Annotated in this window: 23 protein-coding genes; all 23 read right to left on the minus strand. The window is 36.3% G+C overall.

What is annotated here, in order from left to right:
- Positions 1-3: 3 nt before the first annotated feature.
- A complete protein-coding gene (flhB, locus tag ABD814_RS01920) occupies positions 4-1,086 on the minus strand; it encodes a flagellar biosynthesis protein FlhB (protein WP_344909793.1) in 1,083 nt (360 codons plus the stop codon).
- Positions 1,087-1,088: 2 nt separating this feature from the next.
- Complete coding sequence (gene fliR / locus ABD814_RS01925) at positions 1,089-1,868, minus strand: flagellar biosynthetic protein FliR (protein WP_344909795.1); 780 nt, start codon at positions 1,866-1,868, stop codon at positions 1,089-1,091.
- 3 nt (positions 1,869-1,871) lie between these two features.
- Positions 1,872-2,141, minus strand: coding sequence for a flagellar biosynthesis protein FliQ (gene fliQ, locus ABD814_RS01930; protein ID WP_344909796.1), 270 nt, complete (start codon positions 2,139-2,141; stop codon positions 1,872-1,874).
- A gap of 31 nt (positions 2,142-2,172) precedes the next feature.
- Positions 2,173-2,841, minus strand: coding sequence for a flagellar type III secretion system pore protein FliP (fliP, locus tag ABD814_RS01935; protein WP_344909797.1), 669 nt, complete (start codon positions 2,839-2,841; stop codon positions 2,173-2,175).
- A 2-nt stretch (positions 2,842-2,843) separates the two neighbouring features.
- Positions 2,844-3,512, minus strand: a complete 669-nt coding sequence (fliO, locus tag ABD814_RS01940; RefSeq protein ID WP_344909799.1) for a flagellar biosynthetic protein FliO — start codon at positions 3,510-3,512, stop codon at positions 2,844-2,846.
- Between the two features lie 4 nt (positions 3,513-3,516).
- On the minus strand, positions 3,517-3,879 hold the full coding sequence (locus ABD814_RS01945; protein WP_344909800.1) for a response regulator: 363 nt from the start codon (positions 3,877-3,879) through the stop codon (positions 3,517-3,519).
- Between the two features lie 21 nt (positions 3,880-3,900).
- Entirely contained in the window at positions 3,901-5,064 is a 1,164-nt protein-coding gene (fliY, locus tag ABD814_RS01950) for a flagellar motor switch phosphatase FliY (protein WP_344909802.1), read from the minus strand.
- On the minus strand, positions 5,057-6,058 hold the full coding sequence (fliM, locus tag ABD814_RS01955; RefSeq protein WP_344909803.1) for a flagellar motor switch protein FliM: 1,002 nt from the start codon (positions 6,056-6,058) through the stop codon (positions 5,057-5,059). The genes fliY and fliM overlap by 8 nt, the downstream gene beginning before the upstream one ends.
- A gap of 28 nt (positions 6,059-6,086) precedes the next feature.
- On the minus strand, positions 6,087-6,503 hold the full coding sequence (locus ABD814_RS01960; RefSeq protein ID WP_344909805.1) for a flagellar basal body-associated FliL family protein: 417 nt from the start codon (positions 6,501-6,503) through the stop codon (positions 6,087-6,089).
- The gene (locus tag ABD814_RS01965; RefSeq protein WP_344909806.1) at positions 6,496-6,714 is read right to left on the minus strand and encodes a flagellar FlbD family protein; all 219 of its coding nucleotides are present in this window, start codon (positions 6,712-6,714) and stop codon (positions 6,496-6,498) included. The genes ABD814_RS01960 and ABD814_RS01965 overlap by 8 nt, the downstream gene beginning before the upstream one ends.
- Positions 6,715-6,757: 43 nt before the next feature.
- The gene (gene flgG / locus ABD814_RS01970; protein ID WP_344909808.1) at positions 6,758-7,609 is read right to left on the minus strand and encodes a flagellar basal body rod protein FlgG; all 852 of its coding nucleotides are present in this window, start codon (positions 7,607-7,609) and stop codon (positions 6,758-6,760) included.
- A gap of 76 nt (positions 7,610-7,685) precedes the next feature.
- Positions 7,686-8,063 carry a TIGR02530 family flagellar biosynthesis protein gene (locus tag ABD814_RS01975; protein WP_344909810.1) on the minus strand — a complete coding sequence of 126 codons (378 nt, stop codon included), beginning with the start codon at positions 8,061-8,063 and terminating at the stop codon, positions 7,686-7,688.
- A 13-nt stretch (positions 8,064-8,076) separates the two neighbouring features.
- Positions 8,077-8,526, minus strand: a complete 450-nt coding sequence (gene flgD / locus ABD814_RS01980; RefSeq protein ID WP_344909811.1) for a flagellar hook assembly protein FlgD — start codon at positions 8,524-8,526, stop codon at positions 8,077-8,079.
- A gap of 3 nt (positions 8,527-8,529) precedes the next feature.
- Positions 8,530-9,855 carry a flagellar hook-length control protein FliK gene (locus tag ABD814_RS01985; protein WP_344909813.1) on the minus strand — a complete coding sequence of 442 codons (1,326 nt, stop codon included), beginning with the start codon at positions 9,853-9,855 and terminating at the stop codon, positions 8,530-8,532.
- 31 nt (positions 9,856-9,886) lie between these two features.
- A complete protein-coding gene (locus ABD814_RS01990) occupies positions 9,887-10,471 on the minus strand; it encodes a MotE family protein (RefSeq protein WP_344909815.1) in 585 nt (194 codons plus the stop codon).
- A 5-nt stretch (positions 10,472-10,476) separates the two neighbouring features.
- Positions 10,477-10,923: a flagellar export protein FliJ gene (fliJ, locus tag ABD814_RS01995; protein ID WP_344909817.1), complete on the minus strand. Its 447-nt coding sequence runs from the start codon at positions 10,921-10,923 to the stop codon at positions 10,477-10,479.
- Positions 10,924-10,928: 5 nt separating this feature from the next.
- The gene (gene fliI, locus ABD814_RS02000; RefSeq protein ID WP_344909818.1) at positions 10,929-12,236 is read right to left on the minus strand and encodes a flagellar protein export ATPase FliI; all 1,308 of its coding nucleotides are present in this window, start codon (positions 12,234-12,236) and stop codon (positions 10,929-10,931) included.
- Positions 12,223-12,990, minus strand: coding sequence for a FliH/SctL family protein (locus ABD814_RS02005; protein WP_344909820.1), 768 nt, complete (start codon positions 12,988-12,990; stop codon positions 12,223-12,225). Before ABD814_RS02005 ends, fliI begins: the two co-directional genes overlap by 14 nt.
- Positions 12,983-13,996 carry a flagellar motor switch protein FliG gene (gene fliG / locus ABD814_RS02010; RefSeq protein WP_344909822.1) on the minus strand — a complete coding sequence of 338 codons (1,014 nt, stop codon included), beginning with the start codon at positions 13,994-13,996 and terminating at the stop codon, positions 12,983-12,985. The genes ABD814_RS02005 and fliG overlap by 8 nt, the downstream gene beginning before the upstream one ends.
- A gap of 12 nt (positions 13,997-14,008) precedes the next feature.
- Positions 14,009-15,601, minus strand: coding sequence for a flagellar basal-body MS-ring/collar protein FliF (gene fliF / locus ABD814_RS02015; RefSeq protein ID WP_344909824.1), 1,593 nt, complete (start codon positions 15,599-15,601; stop codon positions 14,009-14,011).
- 43 nt (positions 15,602-15,644) lie between these two features.
- Complete coding sequence (gene fliE / locus ABD814_RS02020) at positions 15,645-15,950, minus strand: flagellar hook-basal body complex protein FliE (RefSeq protein ID WP_344909826.1); 306 nt, start codon at positions 15,948-15,950, stop codon at positions 15,645-15,647.
- 20 nt (positions 15,951-15,970) lie between these two features.
- Positions 15,971-16,426, minus strand: a complete 456-nt coding sequence (gene flgC / locus ABD814_RS02025) for a flagellar basal body rod protein FlgC (RefSeq protein ID WP_344909828.1) — start codon at positions 16,424-16,426, stop codon at positions 15,971-15,973.
- Between the two features lie 2 nt (positions 16,427-16,428).
- Positions 16,429-16,821 (minus strand): flagellar basal body rod protein FlgB, encoded by a 393-nt coding sequence (gene flgB, locus ABD814_RS02030; RefSeq protein WP_344909829.1) that lies wholly within the window; start codon positions 16,819-16,821, stop codon positions 16,429-16,431.
- Positions 16,822-17,302 lie beyond the last annotated feature (481 nt).

A 17,302-nucleotide genomic window follows, 5' to 3' on the forward strand; every position in this document is an offset into this window, starting at 1 on the left:
AACTTACGCTCTTTTTTCTACTTGATAAACGTAAGCCAACACTTCAGCTACAGCCTGATAATACGACTCATCGATCGTATGGCCGACTTCTACATTAGCATATAATGCTCTTGCTAAAGGACGATTTTCAACAATCATCACTTGATTTTTCTCTGCAAGCTCACGGATTTTAAAAGCTACATAATCCGCTCCTTTAGCAACAACATATGGAGCGATCGCTTTTGATTCATCATATTTTAAGGCAACCGCATAATGAGTTGGGTTCGTGATCACAACATCAGCATCTGGTACTTCACTCATCATTCGTCGCATTGCCATTTGACGTTGATTTTCTCTGATTTTTGATTTAATTAATGGATCACCTTCAATGTTTTTATACTCTTCCTTTATTTCATGTTTTGACATACGAAGATTTTTTTCATAATCAAAACGTTGGTATGCATAATCAAATACACCTAAAATGAGTAATGCGATAGCGGCTGATAGACCCATTCGTGTTGTTGTTGAGCCAAAAAAGGCCAGTGCACTATCTAAACCCGCTTGAGACTGCATAAATATTTCATCTTTACTACCCCAAAGTATTGAAAAAGTTACTGCACCGACAACGCTAATTTTTAAAATTGATTTGACTAACTCAACAATTGCTCGAATCGAAAAAATTCGTTTGGCTCCTTCCAACGGATTGAGCTTGTCCAGTTTCATTTGCAATGGTTCAGCTGTAAACAAGAAACCAATTTGAAGTAAATTCGATACAATTCCCGCAACAATTGCTACGCCTATAACAGGCGCTATTGTAATTGCCATATAAATAATAAGATCGATAAAAATCAGATGAAGTTGGTCAATCGTCACTGTCAAATTAAGATATTCTGTGAAGACACGAGTATAAAGTCCAGTAAACCTTTCTTTCCAAAATGGACCGATCGCAATAAAAGTAATAAACATAAAAAAGAGCAAAATAGCTGTGTTTACATCTTGGCTTTTGGCAACCTGGCCTTTTTCCCGTGTGTCCTCTCGTTTTTTCGGTGTCGCTTTTTCGGTTTTCTCTCCGGAAAAAAACTGAAGGTCTAACGCTAACCATTCCATGCTTATATTCCTCCTAGGATCCGCATAAAGCTATCCATAACTTCCAACGTATAACCAAATAGACGCTTAACGATACTTATATAAAAGATCAAATAAACACTAATCGCAATAAAAGAAACTGTAATTTTCAACGGAATACCAACGACGAACACGTTAAGTTGCGGGACTGTTCTCGCAATAATTCCTAGTGCAACATCGACTAAAAATAAACTTCCGACAATCGGAATCGCCATTTGAAATGCAATTAAAAATATTTGACTAAACATGACAATAACAGTTGTTATGTAATTTTGACTTGAAAAGTTGATTAACTGATCAAGTTCAACGAAATTAAAACTTGCTACAGCACCATTAATGAGTAAGTGATGTCCATCTATCGCTAAAATAAACAATAGCGCAAACGTGTAAAAATATTGACCAATAATCGGACTTTGAGCACCAGTTTGTGGATCCATTACGTTTGCGATCGCAAAACCCATTTGAAAATCGATAAAGCCACCAGCAATTTGAACGATTGTTAAAATTAACGTTGCGACTAAACCAATAATCAAACCAACCATTACTTCTTTAAAAAGTAATAATAGATACATTAAATCAATCGATAACGCAGGAACTTCAATTGTTGACACGATGATTAGACTAATAAAAAATGCAATGCCAATTTTAAATAAATTAGGAATGTTACGATATGAAAAAATCGGAACCGTTGCAATAAAAGCCACAAGTCGTGCAAAGATCAACAAGAAAGCAGGTAAGTAATTAAAATCAATTAATGTTAACATCGATTAACCTATAAACTGAGTGAGATTCTGAAAAATGCTCATTGCAAACTGTGTCAGTTGATTTAACATCCATGGACCAAAAAAGACAATACCAACTAAAACAGCGACAATTTTCGGGATGAAAGCTAAAGTTTGCTCTTGAATTTGTGTTGTCGCCTGAAAGATACTAACTAATAGACCGACAGCTAAAGCTAGAATCAGTAATGGCCCTGCAACCATTAAAATTGTTATAATCCCCTGCTCAGCTAATGAAATAACAGATTCTTCACTCATGCTTTCAACCTCCTCATGGCTTTTTTATTCGCTAATGAAAACTCGATAATAATGATTCAATGATTAAATGCCAACCATCAACTAACACAAATAATAAAATCTTAAATGGTAAAGATATCATAACTGGAGGTAACATCATCATCCCCATCGACATTAAGATACTAGCTACCGTCATATCAATGACTAAAAACGGAATAAAGATTAAAAATCCCATTGTGAACGCGGTTTTTAATTCACTGATTGCAAATGCAGGAACGAGAGCTGTTAATGGAATATCTTCAATTGTTTCAATTGGCTCTGTATCCGTGTAATTTAAAAATAATTGTAAATCCTTTTGTCTCGTATGATTCGACATAAATTGTTTGATCGGTCCACTCGCTCGGTCATATGCCTCTTCTAAACCAATTTCATCATTCATTAATGGCGTCAACGCTTCTTGATTAATCTCTTGAAAAGTCGGTGCCATAACAAAAAATGTGATGAAAAGTGCAATCCCAATTAAAACTTGATTCGGTGGCATTTGTTGTGTTGCCAAAGAAGTTCTTGTAAATGACAAGACAATAATTGTTCGAGTAAAGCTTGTTAACAAAATTAAAATGCCAGGTGCTAAGGAGAAAATCGTTAATAATATTAATAATTGTACGGCACTAGAGACTGTTTCTACGTCAGTACCAGAGAAAATATCAATAAACTCATTCATAATTATTCTTCTTCCTTAAATTTCACTCTAATTTTTTCTCTTTTATCTTTCATCGCATCAAGCTCTCCTTTGAATAAAGAGGCAAAGTCCTGATCATTAGACGCATCATCTGCTTGACCCAATTCCTCGCTAGACTGCGGTTTTCTCTTTCGGATAAAATTAAACTGTTCGATCAATGACGAGTTGATCATTGGTGTTGATTGTTGATTTTCTAATAATTGTTCTTTAACTGATTGATCGGTAATTTCAGTTAGAATTGATACATCATCACCGACCCCAACAAGATAAATTTTATCCCCTACCTTAACCAATTGAGCTGATTTATTCGTACCTAACGAAATACCACCTAAATTAGTTAAGACTTTTCCTTGGTGATTAAAATTGCTTGAACGGTTAAAAAATTTTAACAATAAATAAATTAAGCCAATAATTATCACTAAGACGACAATAATTCGGATGATTAGACCAAAAATAGTCGGTTGTTTACTCTCGCTCGATTGTGAAGGATCTGAAACAACCGCATCTTGATCCGTTGATTCCTGCTCATCTTGTTCGATCGATTCCGTTTGATTAAAAAAATCAGAGACAGAACCATCACCTGTTTCAGCTTGAATAACGAACGGGCTAAACAAAGTCGAAAGCAATAATAAGAAAAATACGTACTTTTTCATCCAATCAATCCAATGCTTTAGTTATCGCTTCAATAACTCGATCTGCTTGAAATGGTTTAACAACGAAGTCTTTCGCACCTGCTTGAATCGCATCAATTACCATCGCTTGTTGTCCCATCGCTGAACACATAATGACGATTGCATTCGGATCAAGTGCTTTAATTTCTTTTAAAGCTGTAATCCCATCTTTTTCAGGCATCGTAATGTCCATCGTCACAAGATCTGGTTTTAGCTCCTCATACTTTTCAACAGCTTGTTGACCGTCTTGTGCTTCACCAACAATTTCAAATCCATTTTTATTTAAAATATCCTTAATCATCATTCGCATAAAAGCTGCGTCATCTACAATTAAAACTGTGTGTGCCATCATTCTTCCTCCTAAACATTTTTACTTTAAATTTTTCAATCGATCAGTTTGACTAATGATCTCTGTAACTCTAACACCAAAATTTTCATCAATAACGACAACTTCACCTTGAGCAATCAACTTATTATTGACATGAATATCAACAGGCTCACCTGCTAGTTTATCAAGCTCTAGAATTGAACCTGATGATAGTTCAAGTATATCTTGAACCGCTCTTTTTGTTCGACCTAATTCGACAGTAACTTGCAGTGGAATATCTAACAGCATGTCCAAGTTACGTTGTTCAGTTTGTGGTAAATCGAATTGTTCAAAACTTGAAAATTGAGCATTTTGAATCGTTGCATTCGCTTGTGTCGGTTCACCAATGTTTTGTGGTTGCCTTGGTGGAGTGCTTACCATTTCACGCTCAACGGTTTGTTGACTCATTGATTTAACCTCTTTTTCCTCATGTTTTACTTCTGCCTGTGGTTCAGGCGTCGGCTCTGGCTCGGGTTCTGAAGCATTTAATAAACCATCGACCATCTCTTTAGCAAATGATGGTGGTAATAGTTGCATGATATTCGAATCAACTAAATCCCCAATGATTAATTGAAAAGAAACTTTGATTAAAATGTCATCATTAGGAATATACTGGTCACTCGAATCTTCCGACACATCCAACATAACCGTTGCTGGCGGAGAAATATCAACTCGTTTCGAAAAAATTGTTGACATACTTGTTGCAGCAGTCCCCATCATTTGATTCATTGCTTCTTGAATCGCACTCATGTAAATATCATCTAGTTCGATCTCTTGATTATGCCCTTGACCATCACCACCAAGCATTAAATCCGCAATAACATAAGCATCATCTGATTTTAAAACGAACAAGTTATCAGCTTTAAAACCTTGTGTATATTTAACTTCAACACCGACATGTGGGATCGGAAATTCTTTTTCAAGTTCATTTCGCTTCACAAATGTGACTGTAGGTGTTGTAATTTCAACTTTTTGATTTAATAATGTTGCAAGAGTTGTAGCAGAACTTCCAAATGATATATTACCTATTTCTCCTAAAGCGTCTTGTTCAATTTCTGTTAAGACAGGCTGTTCTTCTTGAGGCTGATCAATTACCTCTTCCTCTGTATCATCATCCAAATTTAACAACGCATCGATTTCATCTTGTGAAAGCATACCATCATTCATCGTCTGGTGCCTCCTTCTTTATTTCTTCTAAAATTTGTACAGCAACTTTATTTTTATTATGTCCTGGCTGGACTTTAAATAGTGTTTCACCTTGAGATTGTAAAGGTAAAGGATCATGGATTGATTGATCTAAATGGAGCACATCACCTTTTGCTAAATGTAAAAAGTCATGAATTGAAATTTTAGTTTCTCCTAACAATACATTCAAGTCTAGCACAGTTGTTTTGAGATTATCAGATAAGTTCTGATATTCTTCCGGTTTACGATCTTTTTGTGTTTCTGTCTGCATCCAATAGTGAACAGAAAGCCTCGGCATAATCGGCTCTAATACAACATGTGGAATACAAATGTTGATCATTCCGGAACTTTCTCCAATTGTCGTGTTTAAAGAGACGACGACAACCGTCTCGTTTGGTGAAACGAGTTGTAAGAACTGAGGATTAACCTCAAATTCTTCTAAAACTGGATCAATATCTGCCACAGAAGACCAAGCTTCTCTTAGATTATCAAGAGATCGTTCAAATAAATTGGTCATAAGCGTTGATTCAATTTCTGTCAAATTATCAATTTTATTTAAACTTATCCCTTTACCACCTAAAATGCGATCAAGCATGGCATAAGCGATATTTGGATTGATTTCAAAGATAATTCGACCATCTAACGGCGCCATACTAAAGATGTTTAGTACAGTCATCGTTGGTACGGAACGAATAAATTCCTCATATGGAATTTGATCAACTGAAGCGACAGAAATATGTACATATGTACGTAACTGTGCTGAAAAATAAGTTGTTAATAGTCGTGAATAATTTTCATTAATTCTAGAAATACTTCGAATTTGATCTTTTGAGAAACGTAAGGCACGTTTAAAATCATAGACGCGAACCTTGCGCTCACTTTCTTCTTGTTTCAATTGATTAGCATCCATTTCACCGGACGACAATGCTGATAATAGTGCATCAATCTCACTTTGAGACAGAACCTCATCGGCCATCCATTCCACCTCCTACAGAGGAGTTATACTACTGTACAATTTTACCCACGATATAGACGTCGGTAATTTCCCCTTCTTCCATTAATTTGTTCATTTCAACTTTCAATGTCTCTTCAAATTGAGCTAAATCAGATTGTAATTGATCTGACGTCATGTTGACAGTCTCTTTAATTAAAATATTTTTAAATTGAAACTCTCTTAATTCAATCTCTGCTCGTGCATCACTGTTATTTGTGAGAATATTAAATTGCAATTGAACGTAGCGATTATCCTCCAAGTCAAGATTAATTTCTTCTGTCGTATAAGCATATTCAACTTGTTCTTCAATCGTTAGTGCTCGGTCTGGATCACTATCATCTAATAATAGGAAGACAACTCCACCGACTCCCGCTATAGCAATGACAGCGAGAATGACTAAAACAACTTTAAAGCCATTATTACTCATTTTTATCACCTACTTTTAGTTGAAAACCAACTAAACCAATTTGTTGAAAATAATTTAAAGCTGACTCTCTAACTTCTAATTCGGTTTCTTTGACAACTAATTTTTTGCCATTAAATAATGTGATTGTCGTATCGGGAAATGATTGAATTCGTTCAATATACATTGCATTTAAAGTAAAGGTATCTCCGTTGAAATTTGTTAATTGAATCATTTTTTATTAGGAGCAAGTCGTTAAACTTGCTCCACCCTCCTAACTATCGTTTAAGGTTAACTAATTCTTGTAAAATTTCATCAGATGTTGTAATAATTCTTGTATTTGCCTGGAATCCACGCTGAGCAATAATCATGTTGGTAAATTCTTCAGCTAAGTCAACGTTCGACATTTCTAGTGCACCAGATACAATTGAAGCACTACCCTCTGACTCAGGAACAATCAAAGTAGGAATTCCGTCTACACCTATCATTCCATCATTAACAGTCGAGCGATACATATTTGAACCGATTTGCTCTAGCCCACCTGGGTTGGCGAATTTAGCTAACATAATCTGACCAGCAATTTGCGTTTGATTATTCCCATCAATGTAGTTAACTGTTCCATCCCCTTGAATACTAAAGCTTGATGCCGTTGGTGGAATTTCAATTCGACCAACATTTCCAGCTTCGTTCATCCCAACAAGATATTCACCGTTTGCATTAACGATATAATTGTTGTTGTCTAAATACATGTTACCAGCTCTTGAATAAGCTAAGTTGACATCCGCTAATGCGAAGTTATCTGCATCAGTACCAGATGCAAAAACAAACATACCATCTCCTTCTAAAGAAAGGTCTAATGTTCGGTTTGTCGTTTGACGGTTCCCTTGTGTATGGATCACGTCAATCGCACCGATTTGTGAACCTAGTCCAACTTGCTGTGCATTAATTCCCCCACGAATATCTGTTGGTGCTGAAGCACCAGCTATTGTTTGACTCATCATATCTTGAAAAGCGACACGTGATTTCTTGTAGCCAGACGTACTAACGTTGGCAATGTTATTACCGACAACGTCTAGTTGTGTTTGAAAACCTTTCAATCCTGCGATACCAGAATACATTGATCTTAACATTTAAACATTCCTCCTATTGATAGACTCCTGTATCATTCAGTCAACAGGGTCAGGGGCTTCCTGTTAAGGTCCAGCCCTAATCTAATAAAATTGTTCCATTAATATTTGTGAAAATCCGACTTTGTGCTTCATTACGATCAAGCGCTGTTACTACTGTATTATTTTTCGCACTAACTAATAACGTTGCCTCACTCGTAATTACTAATGAATCGGTAATACCTTTTTGTTTTGCTTGTTTAACTTGATTAGCTATTTCTTGCCACTTTTCAGTTGAAATATGAATTTGCCGCTCATCTAATCGATTTTGTGCATGTTTACTTATTTTCAGTTCTGATGATTTTGTTTGTTCTAAAATCGATTGAAACGATTGTAGTGGACGATTATTTTGTGCCACTCTTTGTTGACGATTTTGTAACAACGCCTGTTGTGGCACGTGTTGTATTCGGTGATTCATTTATCCTCCTCCTTTACTCTTTTGAAGGTTGATTAATCCTTAATATTTCATCTGTATAAATTTTACTACCATTATCTAATTCAAGGACAGCGTAACCGTTGCTTTCGCTGACTGCAACTATCTCATTTACTTTAATTTCTTTAGGCTCTTTTACTTGACCCGTTTCTTCATCAATCGCATAATAACTAACTTCTTTCCCAATCAGGTGACTGTATTGAATAACTGGTGACATCATTTGGTTATTAACTAGCATACTGATTGATTGATTCATATTCATCATTTGCTCTAATGAAGAGAATGTCGTCATTTGTGAGATAAATTCTCGATCATCCATTGGATTAAGTGGATCTTGATTTTGAATTTGTGTCATTAATATTTTTAAAAATTCATCTTTACCGAGTTCAGAACTCGGTGTCCCTCTATCTACATTGCGTAAGTAATAAGACGGATCTATTCTCGTCATTTACTACACCCTTTCTTGATATAGTAGATCTTCAAATCGAATCGTTTCTTCATCACGATCAATTTGCTCTGTCTGGCTTGATTGTTGGTTTTGCTCGTGCGATTCTTGTTCGTCAGGCATATCTTCATATGGTGAAGGCTGTTCAACAAAAATTGGTTCAGCTTCTTGCTTTTCAATTACAATGTTATGTGGCGCAAACATATGTCGAAGCTCTCTTATATTTGCCTCAAGCGCTTCTTTAGCCATTTGTGAACTCGCTGTTAGTTTAACGAGCATTTCCCCATCAATTTCGGTCAATTCAACCATAATCGTCCCTAATGATTTAGGTGCTAACTTTAACAATAATTGATTGTTTCCAGATAGATTTTGAATAAATCGACTTTGACTAATCGCTTTTTCAAATTGACTCAATAATTGTTCATTAACTTGTTCAGCCGTCTCAACGGATTGACCAAGTTGAATTTGCAATTGTTCAACGCTTGAGTCTGTTCTTTGCTGACTAAACATCTGACCAAACGTGTTAGCCTGTTCTTCAGTTGTTGAATGCACTTGTTCAAGCGTAGCTCTCACCCACTTTAAAACATCCTTTGAGGTGACGGTTGTGTTTGAGTGATAACTCGTCTTGTCTGCTAACGTTGTTTTCTTAAGAAAGTTTTCATAAACTTTAGCAAAAGTAGTTAGTTTTGACTGATCAGCTTCTTGAGTTGCTAATTGGTCTAACACAACAGATATTGGTTCTTTAGTTGCTTGCATCTGTTTTAATAGATCAAGTAATTGTTTCGCATCATTTTGTGAAAAATCCTCGAATTGATTAAGCACTTGATTAATTGATTCAGCAACAACACGATGACTTACTCGACTACTCTCACTCTTTTCAATTGTTGCTAAATATGTCTCTATCGGGATAATTGGAGTCTGTGTGCTAATCATTTCACTACTTGAATCTTGTTCTGACTCTTCATTCAGAGTTAGCACATTTACTAATTCTTGAATCAGTTCACGATCCAGCTCAATTTTTGATACATCTAATGCTGATAAACCGGTAACTAGCTGTTGAAGATTATTAATCTTTAAATTAAACTCGGTTTCAAACCAGTTAATTAGCATCGCTAAATCATCTTCAGGTAATTGTTCGAGCCAGTTGAGCAATTGATTGACATTTTCCTCAGTCGTCTTTTCCAAACTAACAACATCCGCAACGATTGGAGTCTCACTTGTTGCCTGCCCAATCAACTGACGAAAAGAACCATCAGCAATTGCAGTAGACCGAGCTAAATTTTGTTGATCTATTGTAGCCGTCTGTTGGAAAAAAACTACGTTCATATTCATTTTCCCACCCCCTTTCAGTTAATAAACTAATTTAATCCATTAAAAGCCTTGTGTAAGATGCAGCAGTTTCAGGATCTAAAGCACTTAAAATTGCTGCTTGTTGTTCCTCATCTAATTTAGCTAGGATTTGAACTGCCTCCGCATGATTCAGCTCAGCTAAAACTTGCGCAGCACTTTTAGCTGACATTTCTTGATATGTATTAACTACTTTGTTTAATCCATCATCTAATTCTTGCTGAACTTGTGACTCAGCTTCAGTTAAAGCCTGCTCAAGCTGAAGAGTTAGTCTAGCAATCTCTTGATTGAGCTGATCCAGTTCTGCTTCTTGAATTGACAAGTTCGTTTCTAAATCAAGTTTGTCTTGTTCAAGTGTCGTAATTTGATTTTGCAAGATATTTTCTCGGCGTTCAATCTCAGCTTCCTCATCTGTTGTAACCCATTGGTTGACAACTGGTATTTGATTGGCAAACTCTTTTACCTTAGCACCTGGATTTAGATCAAGTATTGATAAAATAATAAATGTAATTGTGATGGCTAATATCAATGGAATAATAATCAGAAATAGCCATTGCAAAAAACTTGTTTTTTTAGTTTGATTATCTTGTCCTTTTGCCATCGTTATCACCTATTTCCATGGTTGAAATACTGTCTCGTTGATATTTCATCCATCATCTGAATTTCTAAATAATTTTCTTGTTCTTGAAGCTTAAGTTGTTTCTTTTCGATTATTTTTTCAAATTTTTTCACTTCAATATGCTCTTCTGTTAACTTTTGTTGTTTTTTCTCCATTACAGCGCGCTTTTGATTGACTTCAACTTGAACAGTATAAATTCGCTCTTTAATCTGTTCAATAAACGCATAATGAGTGGCCAAAGTTTTTACAGTCCCTGACGATGATAAGTAATAGTTGTACTCTTTTTCTACTTGTTCTTTTTTATTGAGTAGTAGATAAAGTTTTTCTGCACTTCGTTCGAAGTCATTGATAGCTTGTTGATAAGCGAGTAAAGCTTGATTTTTGATATTTTCTTGGTGATTTAAGATTTTATTATAAGCTTTAATCGTGGCCATCTTGCTTACCCTCCATTTAAGACGATCTTCATTCGTTCAATTGCTTCAGCTCTTGTGCATTTATCATCAATTCCTTGTTTTAAGAACTCCGTAATTTTAGGATTAAGCTGAATTGCTCTATCAACTACTGGATTTGTGCCTTTTTTATATGCACCTATTTGGATTAATTCATAGTTTTCTTCATAAACTGAAATGTTTAAGCGCATTTCATTTGCTAATTTTTGTTCATCAGTTGTCGTTATTTGTGGCATCACACGACTGATTGATTTCAAAACATTAATCGCTGGGAATTGACCTTGTTCTGCTAGGCGGCGGTCTAGGACAAAGTGTCCATCTAAAATCCCTCTAGTTGCATCCGCAATTGGATCATTTAAATCATCACCGTCAACTAATACTGTATAAAAAGCAGTGATCGTTCCTTTGTCACTCGTGCCTGTGCGTTCAAGTAACTTTGGTAATAAACCGAACACAGAAGGTGGGTAACCTTTCGTAGTTGGTGGCTCACCTGTCGCAAGTCCAACTTCTCTTTGCGCCATCGCAACACGTGTAACAGAATCCATCATTAAGTTAACATTGTAGCCAAGATCCCTAAAGTATTCACTAATTGCGGTTGCTGTGTAAGCCCCTTTAATTCGCATCAGTGCTGGTTGATCAGAAGTTGCTACAACGACGATTGATCGTTTTAAGCCTTCTTCTCCTAAATCTTTATCGATGAACTCTTTTACCTCTCGACCTCGCTCACCAATTAAGCCGATTACGTTAATGTCTGCCTCACTATTTCTAGCAATCATCCCTAATAAGGTACTTTTACCAACTCCACTACCAGCAAAGATCCCAACCCTTTGTCCCTTACCAACTGTTAACATCGTGTCAAGGGTTTTTATCCCTAGTTCGATTGGTTCTAAAATACGTGGTCGATCAAGTGGGTTAGGTGGCATTTGCTCAGTGTCAACACCTTGTAAACCTAACGGAAGGAGTGAGTGATCAAGTGGTTGTCCTAAAGCATCGATCACTTTACCGACTAAACCTTTACCAACTTTAACTTTTAGCGATTGGTCAGTCGCTTCAACTAGGCTGCCAGGGCCAATATCATTAATTTGTGAATACGGCATCAGTAGAACTTTTTCACCAGTGAAACCAACAACTTCTGCCATGATTTTCTTACCATTTTCCGAATGAATATAGCAGACGTTTCCAATATTTACTTCAGGTCCAATTGATTCAATCATCAAACCAATTACGCGGTCAATTTTACCGAACCTAACATAAGAATCCATCCGTTCAATCGTTGCTAAATAACTATCGATGTTCACGTCTGATTTCCTCCATTACTTCAAATAAACGTGTTTTAATTTTTGTTAATTGCTGATCTACTGAAACATCAAGTTTTGAATAAGGTGTTTTAATCACACAATCACCTGTTGCCAAAGTTGCCAAAGGATGAATCGTGAGCATCGTTTCAGGGTCTAATAGCGTCATTAATTGATCGCGTTGATCGGTTACGGCTTCGTAGTCATCCGCACTCGTATAAAGCTTAATCGACGGTTGATCATGAACTTCTTGAATCGCTGCCTTAACCATTTCAACAAAAGCGCTATTTTCAGCAATCTCATAGTTGATGATTTTACTCGCAATTTTGCTCGCTAACTCTAAAACAGTTGCATCATTTTGCCCTAAAATTTTAAAATACTCTGCACGGGCTGCTTCAACAATATCATCAGCTTGTGTTAGCTTTTCTGTTAGTGATTTCAAACCATGCTCTTGCCCTTCTTGATAACCTTCAGAAAATGCACCTTGCTTCGTTTCTTCAATCAATTGTTCTTTTTCGGTTAGCCAGTCATTTTTTAACGTTTGTATTTCTTCTTCAGCAACCCGGACTTTCGTTTTTATTGCTTGATTTGTTTTTTCTAATTGCTGTTCTGCTGCTTGAATTTGCTCAGTTAACTGCTTCAGTTGACTGAGTTTTTCCTCTTCTGCAGTTTGACTTGTGTCTGATTCGATTACCGGAAATGTAATCGGTTTTAATTGGATTGTCTTTGTATTTGTTTGTTGCCGAGCGTCAGACAATAATATCATCTCCTCCGCCACGTGCAATGACAATTTCACCAACTTCTTCTAAACGACGAATCGAGCCAACAATTCTTTGTTGGGCTTCTTCAACATCGCGAAGGCGGACAGGCCCCATATACTCCATCTCTTCTTTAAAGGTTTCTGCCATTCGTGTTGACATGTTTTCAAAGATAACATTTTGAACTTCTTCACTAGCCACTTTAAGCGCAAGACGAAGGTCATCATTTTCAACTTCACGAATGACTCGTTGAATCGCACGGTTATCTAAGGTAACAATATCTTCAAAGACAAACATGCGTTTCTTAATTTCTTCTGCTAATTCAGGATCTTGTACTTCTAATGCGTCAAGTATTGTTCGCTCTGTACTTCGATCGACACCATTTAACACTTCTACAACAGCCTGAATTCCACCAGTTTGAGTATAGTCTTGAGTCACAGTAGCAGATAGTTTCTCTTCAAGGATTTGCTCAACTTGATAAATAATTTCTGGTGATGTTGAATCCATAATTGCAATTCGCTTAGCTACATCCGCTTGAACTTCTTGTGGGAGTTCAGATAAAATTTGTCCTGCTTGTTCATTATCTAAATAAGACAGCACTAGAGCGATCGTTTGTGGATGCTCATTTTGAATAAAGTTTAGAATCTGTGCAGGATCCGCTTTTCTAGCAAAATCAAATGGTTTAACTTGCAGAGATGAAGTTAATCGTGCAATAATTTTTTGTGCTTCATCGCCACCAACTGCTTTTTCTAAAACCGTTCTGGCATAACCAATTCCACCTTGTGAAATGTAATCTTGCGCTAAGGCAATTTGATGAAATTGCTCCATAACTTCCTCTTTTTGCTCTGTATCAACTTTTTTAACTGAGGAAATTTCTAATGTTAACTTTTCAATTTCTTCTTCTGTTAAATGCTTATATATTTGTGCCGAAACATCGGGGCCAAGTGAAATAAGCAGAATTGCTGCTTTTTGTCGACTACTAAGTGCGTGTTTATTTCTAGCCATTCAGCTCTCCCCCTAATCTTCTGATATCCAAGAACGTAATAATTTAGCGAATTCATCAGGCTTATCTTGAGCCATTTTTTCAAGTTGCTTTCTTTTTAGCGTACTCTCAGTTGTTTCAGGTCCATCGATCTCTGGAATCTCTAATTCCTCATCACCTTCAGCAGTATAAGCATACTCTTCTTCGACATATGCTGGCTTTCTTGTCACTAAGATAATGATAAGCACGATAATTAAGAGCAATAAAATACCTCCCACGATCATGATCCATAATGGGATACCCGCCGTTGGTTGATCAAACACATCGACACCACTAAATTCTTGAAAAACAATCGATACGTTTGGTGTGTCCATTGCCCCCTGATAAGTACCATCAACAGTTGTTTCAATAATCGAGTCTAAGATCGAAGCAATTGCCGATTCAACATTTGCTTGTTCAGCTCCAGTTAATAATTCTGGTAAACCATCAGCACCAAGCGTACCTTTCCGACTATCGACTGCGACTTGAATGCCTAAATCGCGAATCTTATATGGACTTTCACTAATTTCTCGATGGATCCGGTTAATCTCGTAGTTAACTGAGTCCTGAATCAATTCGTAATCGCCTTGCCCAACATCTCCGGCAGGGTAATTAAAGGGCTCTTCCTCACCAGTTCCGACAGTTCCATCAAAAGCACCAGCACCCGAGTATGTTTCATGAATGCTTTCAACACTAATAGGTAAGCCTTCAATTTCTTCACTGACAGGATCAACGAGCTGTTCGACCCGATTTTCTTGAGTAAAATCAATATCTGCCGTAACCGAGGTAACGACCTTGTCTCCACCAATCATGATACTCAACATCTGCTGGACACGTCGTTGAATGTCACGCTCAATATCTTTTTTAATTGCTTGTTGTGATGCATAGACATTACCACTAGAAAATTGTCCTTCATCTTCAAGATCATAATGATTAAAATTTTGATCAATAATACCAATATTCTCAACCGGAAGATTTGGGACTGATTTTGAAACTAAGTGATAAAGCGCGTTGATTTGCGTAGGTTCAAGTCGGAAACCTGGAGCAACTTCTAAAACAATCGATGCTGTTGCTTGATCTAATTCATCACTAACGAAAATTTGCTGTTGTGGCATAGTAATCATGACATTAGCATTATTAATCCCTGAGATACTCGTTATTAGATTCGCTAATTCAGTACGAGTGGCATCTAGTTTCATAATGTCAAATTCGTTATCAGTTACACCCCACGAGCTATTTTGGCTGAAGAATGAGTAGTCAATTCCACCACTTTGTGGAATGCCTTGTGCAGCTAGATCAACTAACAAACCATTAGCTTGCTCTTCTGGCACATGGATTGTAGCACCTGCGTCGCTCACCTCATATTGAACACCTCTTGCATCAAGTTCCGCTTTAATTTGTCCTGCTTCTTGTAATGAGAGGTTGCTATACAAAGGAACCATCGTAGTACGTGTTACAAGGATGCTTCCACCAACAACGATCATTAAAAAAATCAAAATTGAAATAATAATAATGCCTTTATCTTTCTTTGTACGATTACTCCAAAATTCTATGAGTTTATCTTTTTGCTGATTTATTTTTTCTTTCATATTGCGCCTCCATACCAATCAACATTCATTTGAAGTGTCAAACCTATATTTGCATCCGCATGATTTCATTGTAAGCATCGATAACTTTACTTTGCACTTCAACAGCTAAGCTCATGGATAGTGACGCTTTTTGTGCGGTAATCATAACATCATGTAATTGATCAATTTGACCATTAACAAGCATTTCAGTTTTTAGACCAGATTCAATTTGTGAAGAATTTAATTGTTCAAGCGCTTGCTTAAATTGATCTGAAAATTGAGTTTGCTTAGAATATTGGTCTGTTTGATTATTCGCTTTTATGTAAGTATCCGGCTGAATAGATTGTAATGACTGTAGATCAATACGCATTATTTTCACCCTTTCCGTTATTATCTGCCAATCTCAAGTGTTTTCATTAGCATACCTTTTGTTGCATTTAATGCTGTGACGTTTGCTTCATACGAACGTGTCGCACTCATTAAATCAATCATTTCTTGAAGTGGATCAACATTTGGCATTTGTACATAGCCGGCTTCATTCGCATCCGGATGTGTCGGATTAAAAACTAACGTAAATGGTTCGTCGTCCTCAGTTATTGCCGTTGCCTTTACCCCATTCATCGCTACATTACTTCGTTGCTTAACACGACTTAAATGGCTAGCAAACGAATGTCCACTCTCCTGAAAGCGGACAGTTTTACGACGATATGGTTCGAATTCTCCATCAGCATTGATTCGTGCACGTGTTGTTTCAGCATTGGCAATATTTGAAGAAACAACATCCATTCTTAATCTTTGTGCAGTAAGTGCTGATCCACTTGTATTCATACTGTTAAAAATACTCACAATTAATTACCTCCTCGAATCACAGTTTGCAACGTGTCAAATCGTCCATTTAATCGATCGACTAGTGCTTGTTGATAAATTTGGTTGTTGGCTAATTCAACCATCTCCTTATCGACATCGACATTGTTCCCATTGTGATTATAAGTTGTGTTTTTATTAGCATAAATTCTAAAGCCACGATCCGAACCTCCAAAGTCAAGGTGGCGTGAGTCAGTCCTATTAGCCTGAAAACTTTTCACTTGCTCCAATTCTAATAAACTTTTAAACTTAACATCCTTAGCCTTATATCCAGCTGTATCTACATTGGCGATGTTATTGGCGATTGTTTCATTTTTCAAATGGGCATAGTTTAAACCGTGATGTAAATTATCGATAGTACGTCCAAAAATCGACACTTTCCTACCTCCTTTTAACTATCATGCAATAAAAATAAAGTAAGCTACTAATATATTTAATCATTCGACAACCTAATTTACTACAAACTAAGTCAATTATATTGAATTTTTAAGTAAAAATCACTACTTTTTACTATTTCACGACTAAAGTTATCAATATTTCTTTAATGAACCCGACTATTTCCCTAGTTAATATTCCTGTCGTTATTTGACTGTTTTCGTAGAAATTACTCATATTTTCATTATCCCATAAAACAGCCTAAAAACCAATTAAATTATAGCTTTATAAGTGTTTTTGTTCTTAATTTGTTAACTATTTGAGCCTAAAGACTCAGTATTATTCTTAATATCAATTAGGTAATCGCTTTTTTAGGTCTATTGGTGGTTTGTTGGTTAAATTAAGTAAATCCTGCATTATTCATAACTTGATTTTTTATAGGTGATTTGCCCATTAAATTGCCAAAAGTGAATGCCAGTTAGG

Source organism: Amphibacillus indicireducens (assembly GCF_039539605.1).
GTDB lineage: Bacteria > Bacillota > Bacilli > Bacillales > Amphibacillaceae > Amphibacillus > Amphibacillus indicireducens.

Excerpts from the sequence above, each read along its gene's own strand:
- fliM (WP_344909803.1), bottom strand. The coding sequence starts at position 6,058 with ATGGCCGATGAGGTTCTGTCTCAAAGTGAGATTGATGCACTATTATCA.
- fliY (WP_344909802.1), bottom strand. The coding sequence starts at position 5,064 with ATGAATGATGGTATGCTTTCACAAGATGAAATCGATGCGTTGTTAAAT.
- ABD814_RS01990 (WP_344909815.1), bottom strand. The coding sequence starts at position 10,471 with ATGGCAAAAGGACAAGATAATCAAACTAAAAAAACAAGTTTTTTGCAA.
- fliQ (WP_344909796.1), bottom strand. The coding sequence starts at position 2,141 with ATGAGTGAAGAATCTGTTATTTCATTAGCTGAGCAGGGGATTATAACA.
- ABD814_RS01960 (WP_344909805.1), bottom strand. The coding sequence starts at position 6,503 with ATGAGTAATAATGGCTTTAAAGTTGTTTTAGTCATTCTCGCTGTCATT.
- ABD814_RS01985 (WP_344909813.1), bottom strand. The coding sequence starts at position 9,855 with ATGAATATGAACGTAGTTTTTTTCCAACAGACGGCTACAATAGATCAA.
- flgG (WP_344909808.1), bottom strand. The coding sequence starts at position 7,609 with ATGTTAAGATCAATGTATTCTGGTATCGCAGGATTGAAAGGTTTTCAA.
- fliJ (WP_344909817.1), bottom strand. The coding sequence starts at position 10,923 with ATGGCCACGATTAAAGCTTATAATAAAATCTTAAATCACCAAGAAAAT.
- fliG (WP_344909822.1), bottom strand. The coding sequence starts at position 13,996 with ATGGCTAGAAATAAACACGCACTTAGTAGTCGACAAAAAGCAGCAATT.
- ABD814_RS01945 (WP_344909800.1), bottom strand. The coding sequence starts at position 3,879 with ATGGCACACACAGTTTTAATTGTAGATGACGCAGCTTTTATGCGAATG.
- ABD814_RS01975 (WP_344909810.1), bottom strand. The coding sequence starts at position 8,063 with ATGAATCACCGAATACAACACGTGCCACAACAGGCGTTGTTACAAAAT.
- fliP (WP_344909797.1), bottom strand. The coding sequence starts at position 2,841 with ATGAATGAGTTTATTGATATTTTCTCTGGTACTGACGTAGAAACAGTC.
- ABD814_RS01965 (WP_344909806.1), bottom strand. The coding sequence starts at position 6,714 with ATGATTCAATTAACAAATTTCAACGGAGATACCTTTACTTTAAATGCA.
- fliO (WP_344909799.1), bottom strand. The coding sequence starts at position 3,512 with ATGAAAAAGTACGTATTTTTCTTATTATTGCTTTCGACTTTGTTTAGC.
- fliE (WP_344909826.1), bottom strand. The coding sequence starts at position 15,950 with ATGCGTATTGATCTACAGTCATTACAATCTATTCAGCCGGATACTTAC.
- fliF (WP_344909824.1), bottom strand. The coding sequence starts at position 15,601 with ATGAAAGAAAAAATAAATCAGCAAAAAGATAAACTCATAGAATTTTGG.
- fliR (WP_344909795.1), bottom strand. The coding sequence starts at position 1,868 with ATGTTAACATTAATTGATTTTAATTACTTACCTGCTTTCTTGTTGATC.
- flhB (WP_344909793.1), bottom strand. The coding sequence starts at position 1,086 with ATGGAATGGTTAGCGTTAGACCTTCAGTTTTTTTCCGGAGAGAAAACC.
- flgD (WP_344909811.1), bottom strand. The coding sequence starts at position 8,526 with ATGACGAGAATAGATCCGTCTTATTACTTACGCAATGTAGATAGAGGG.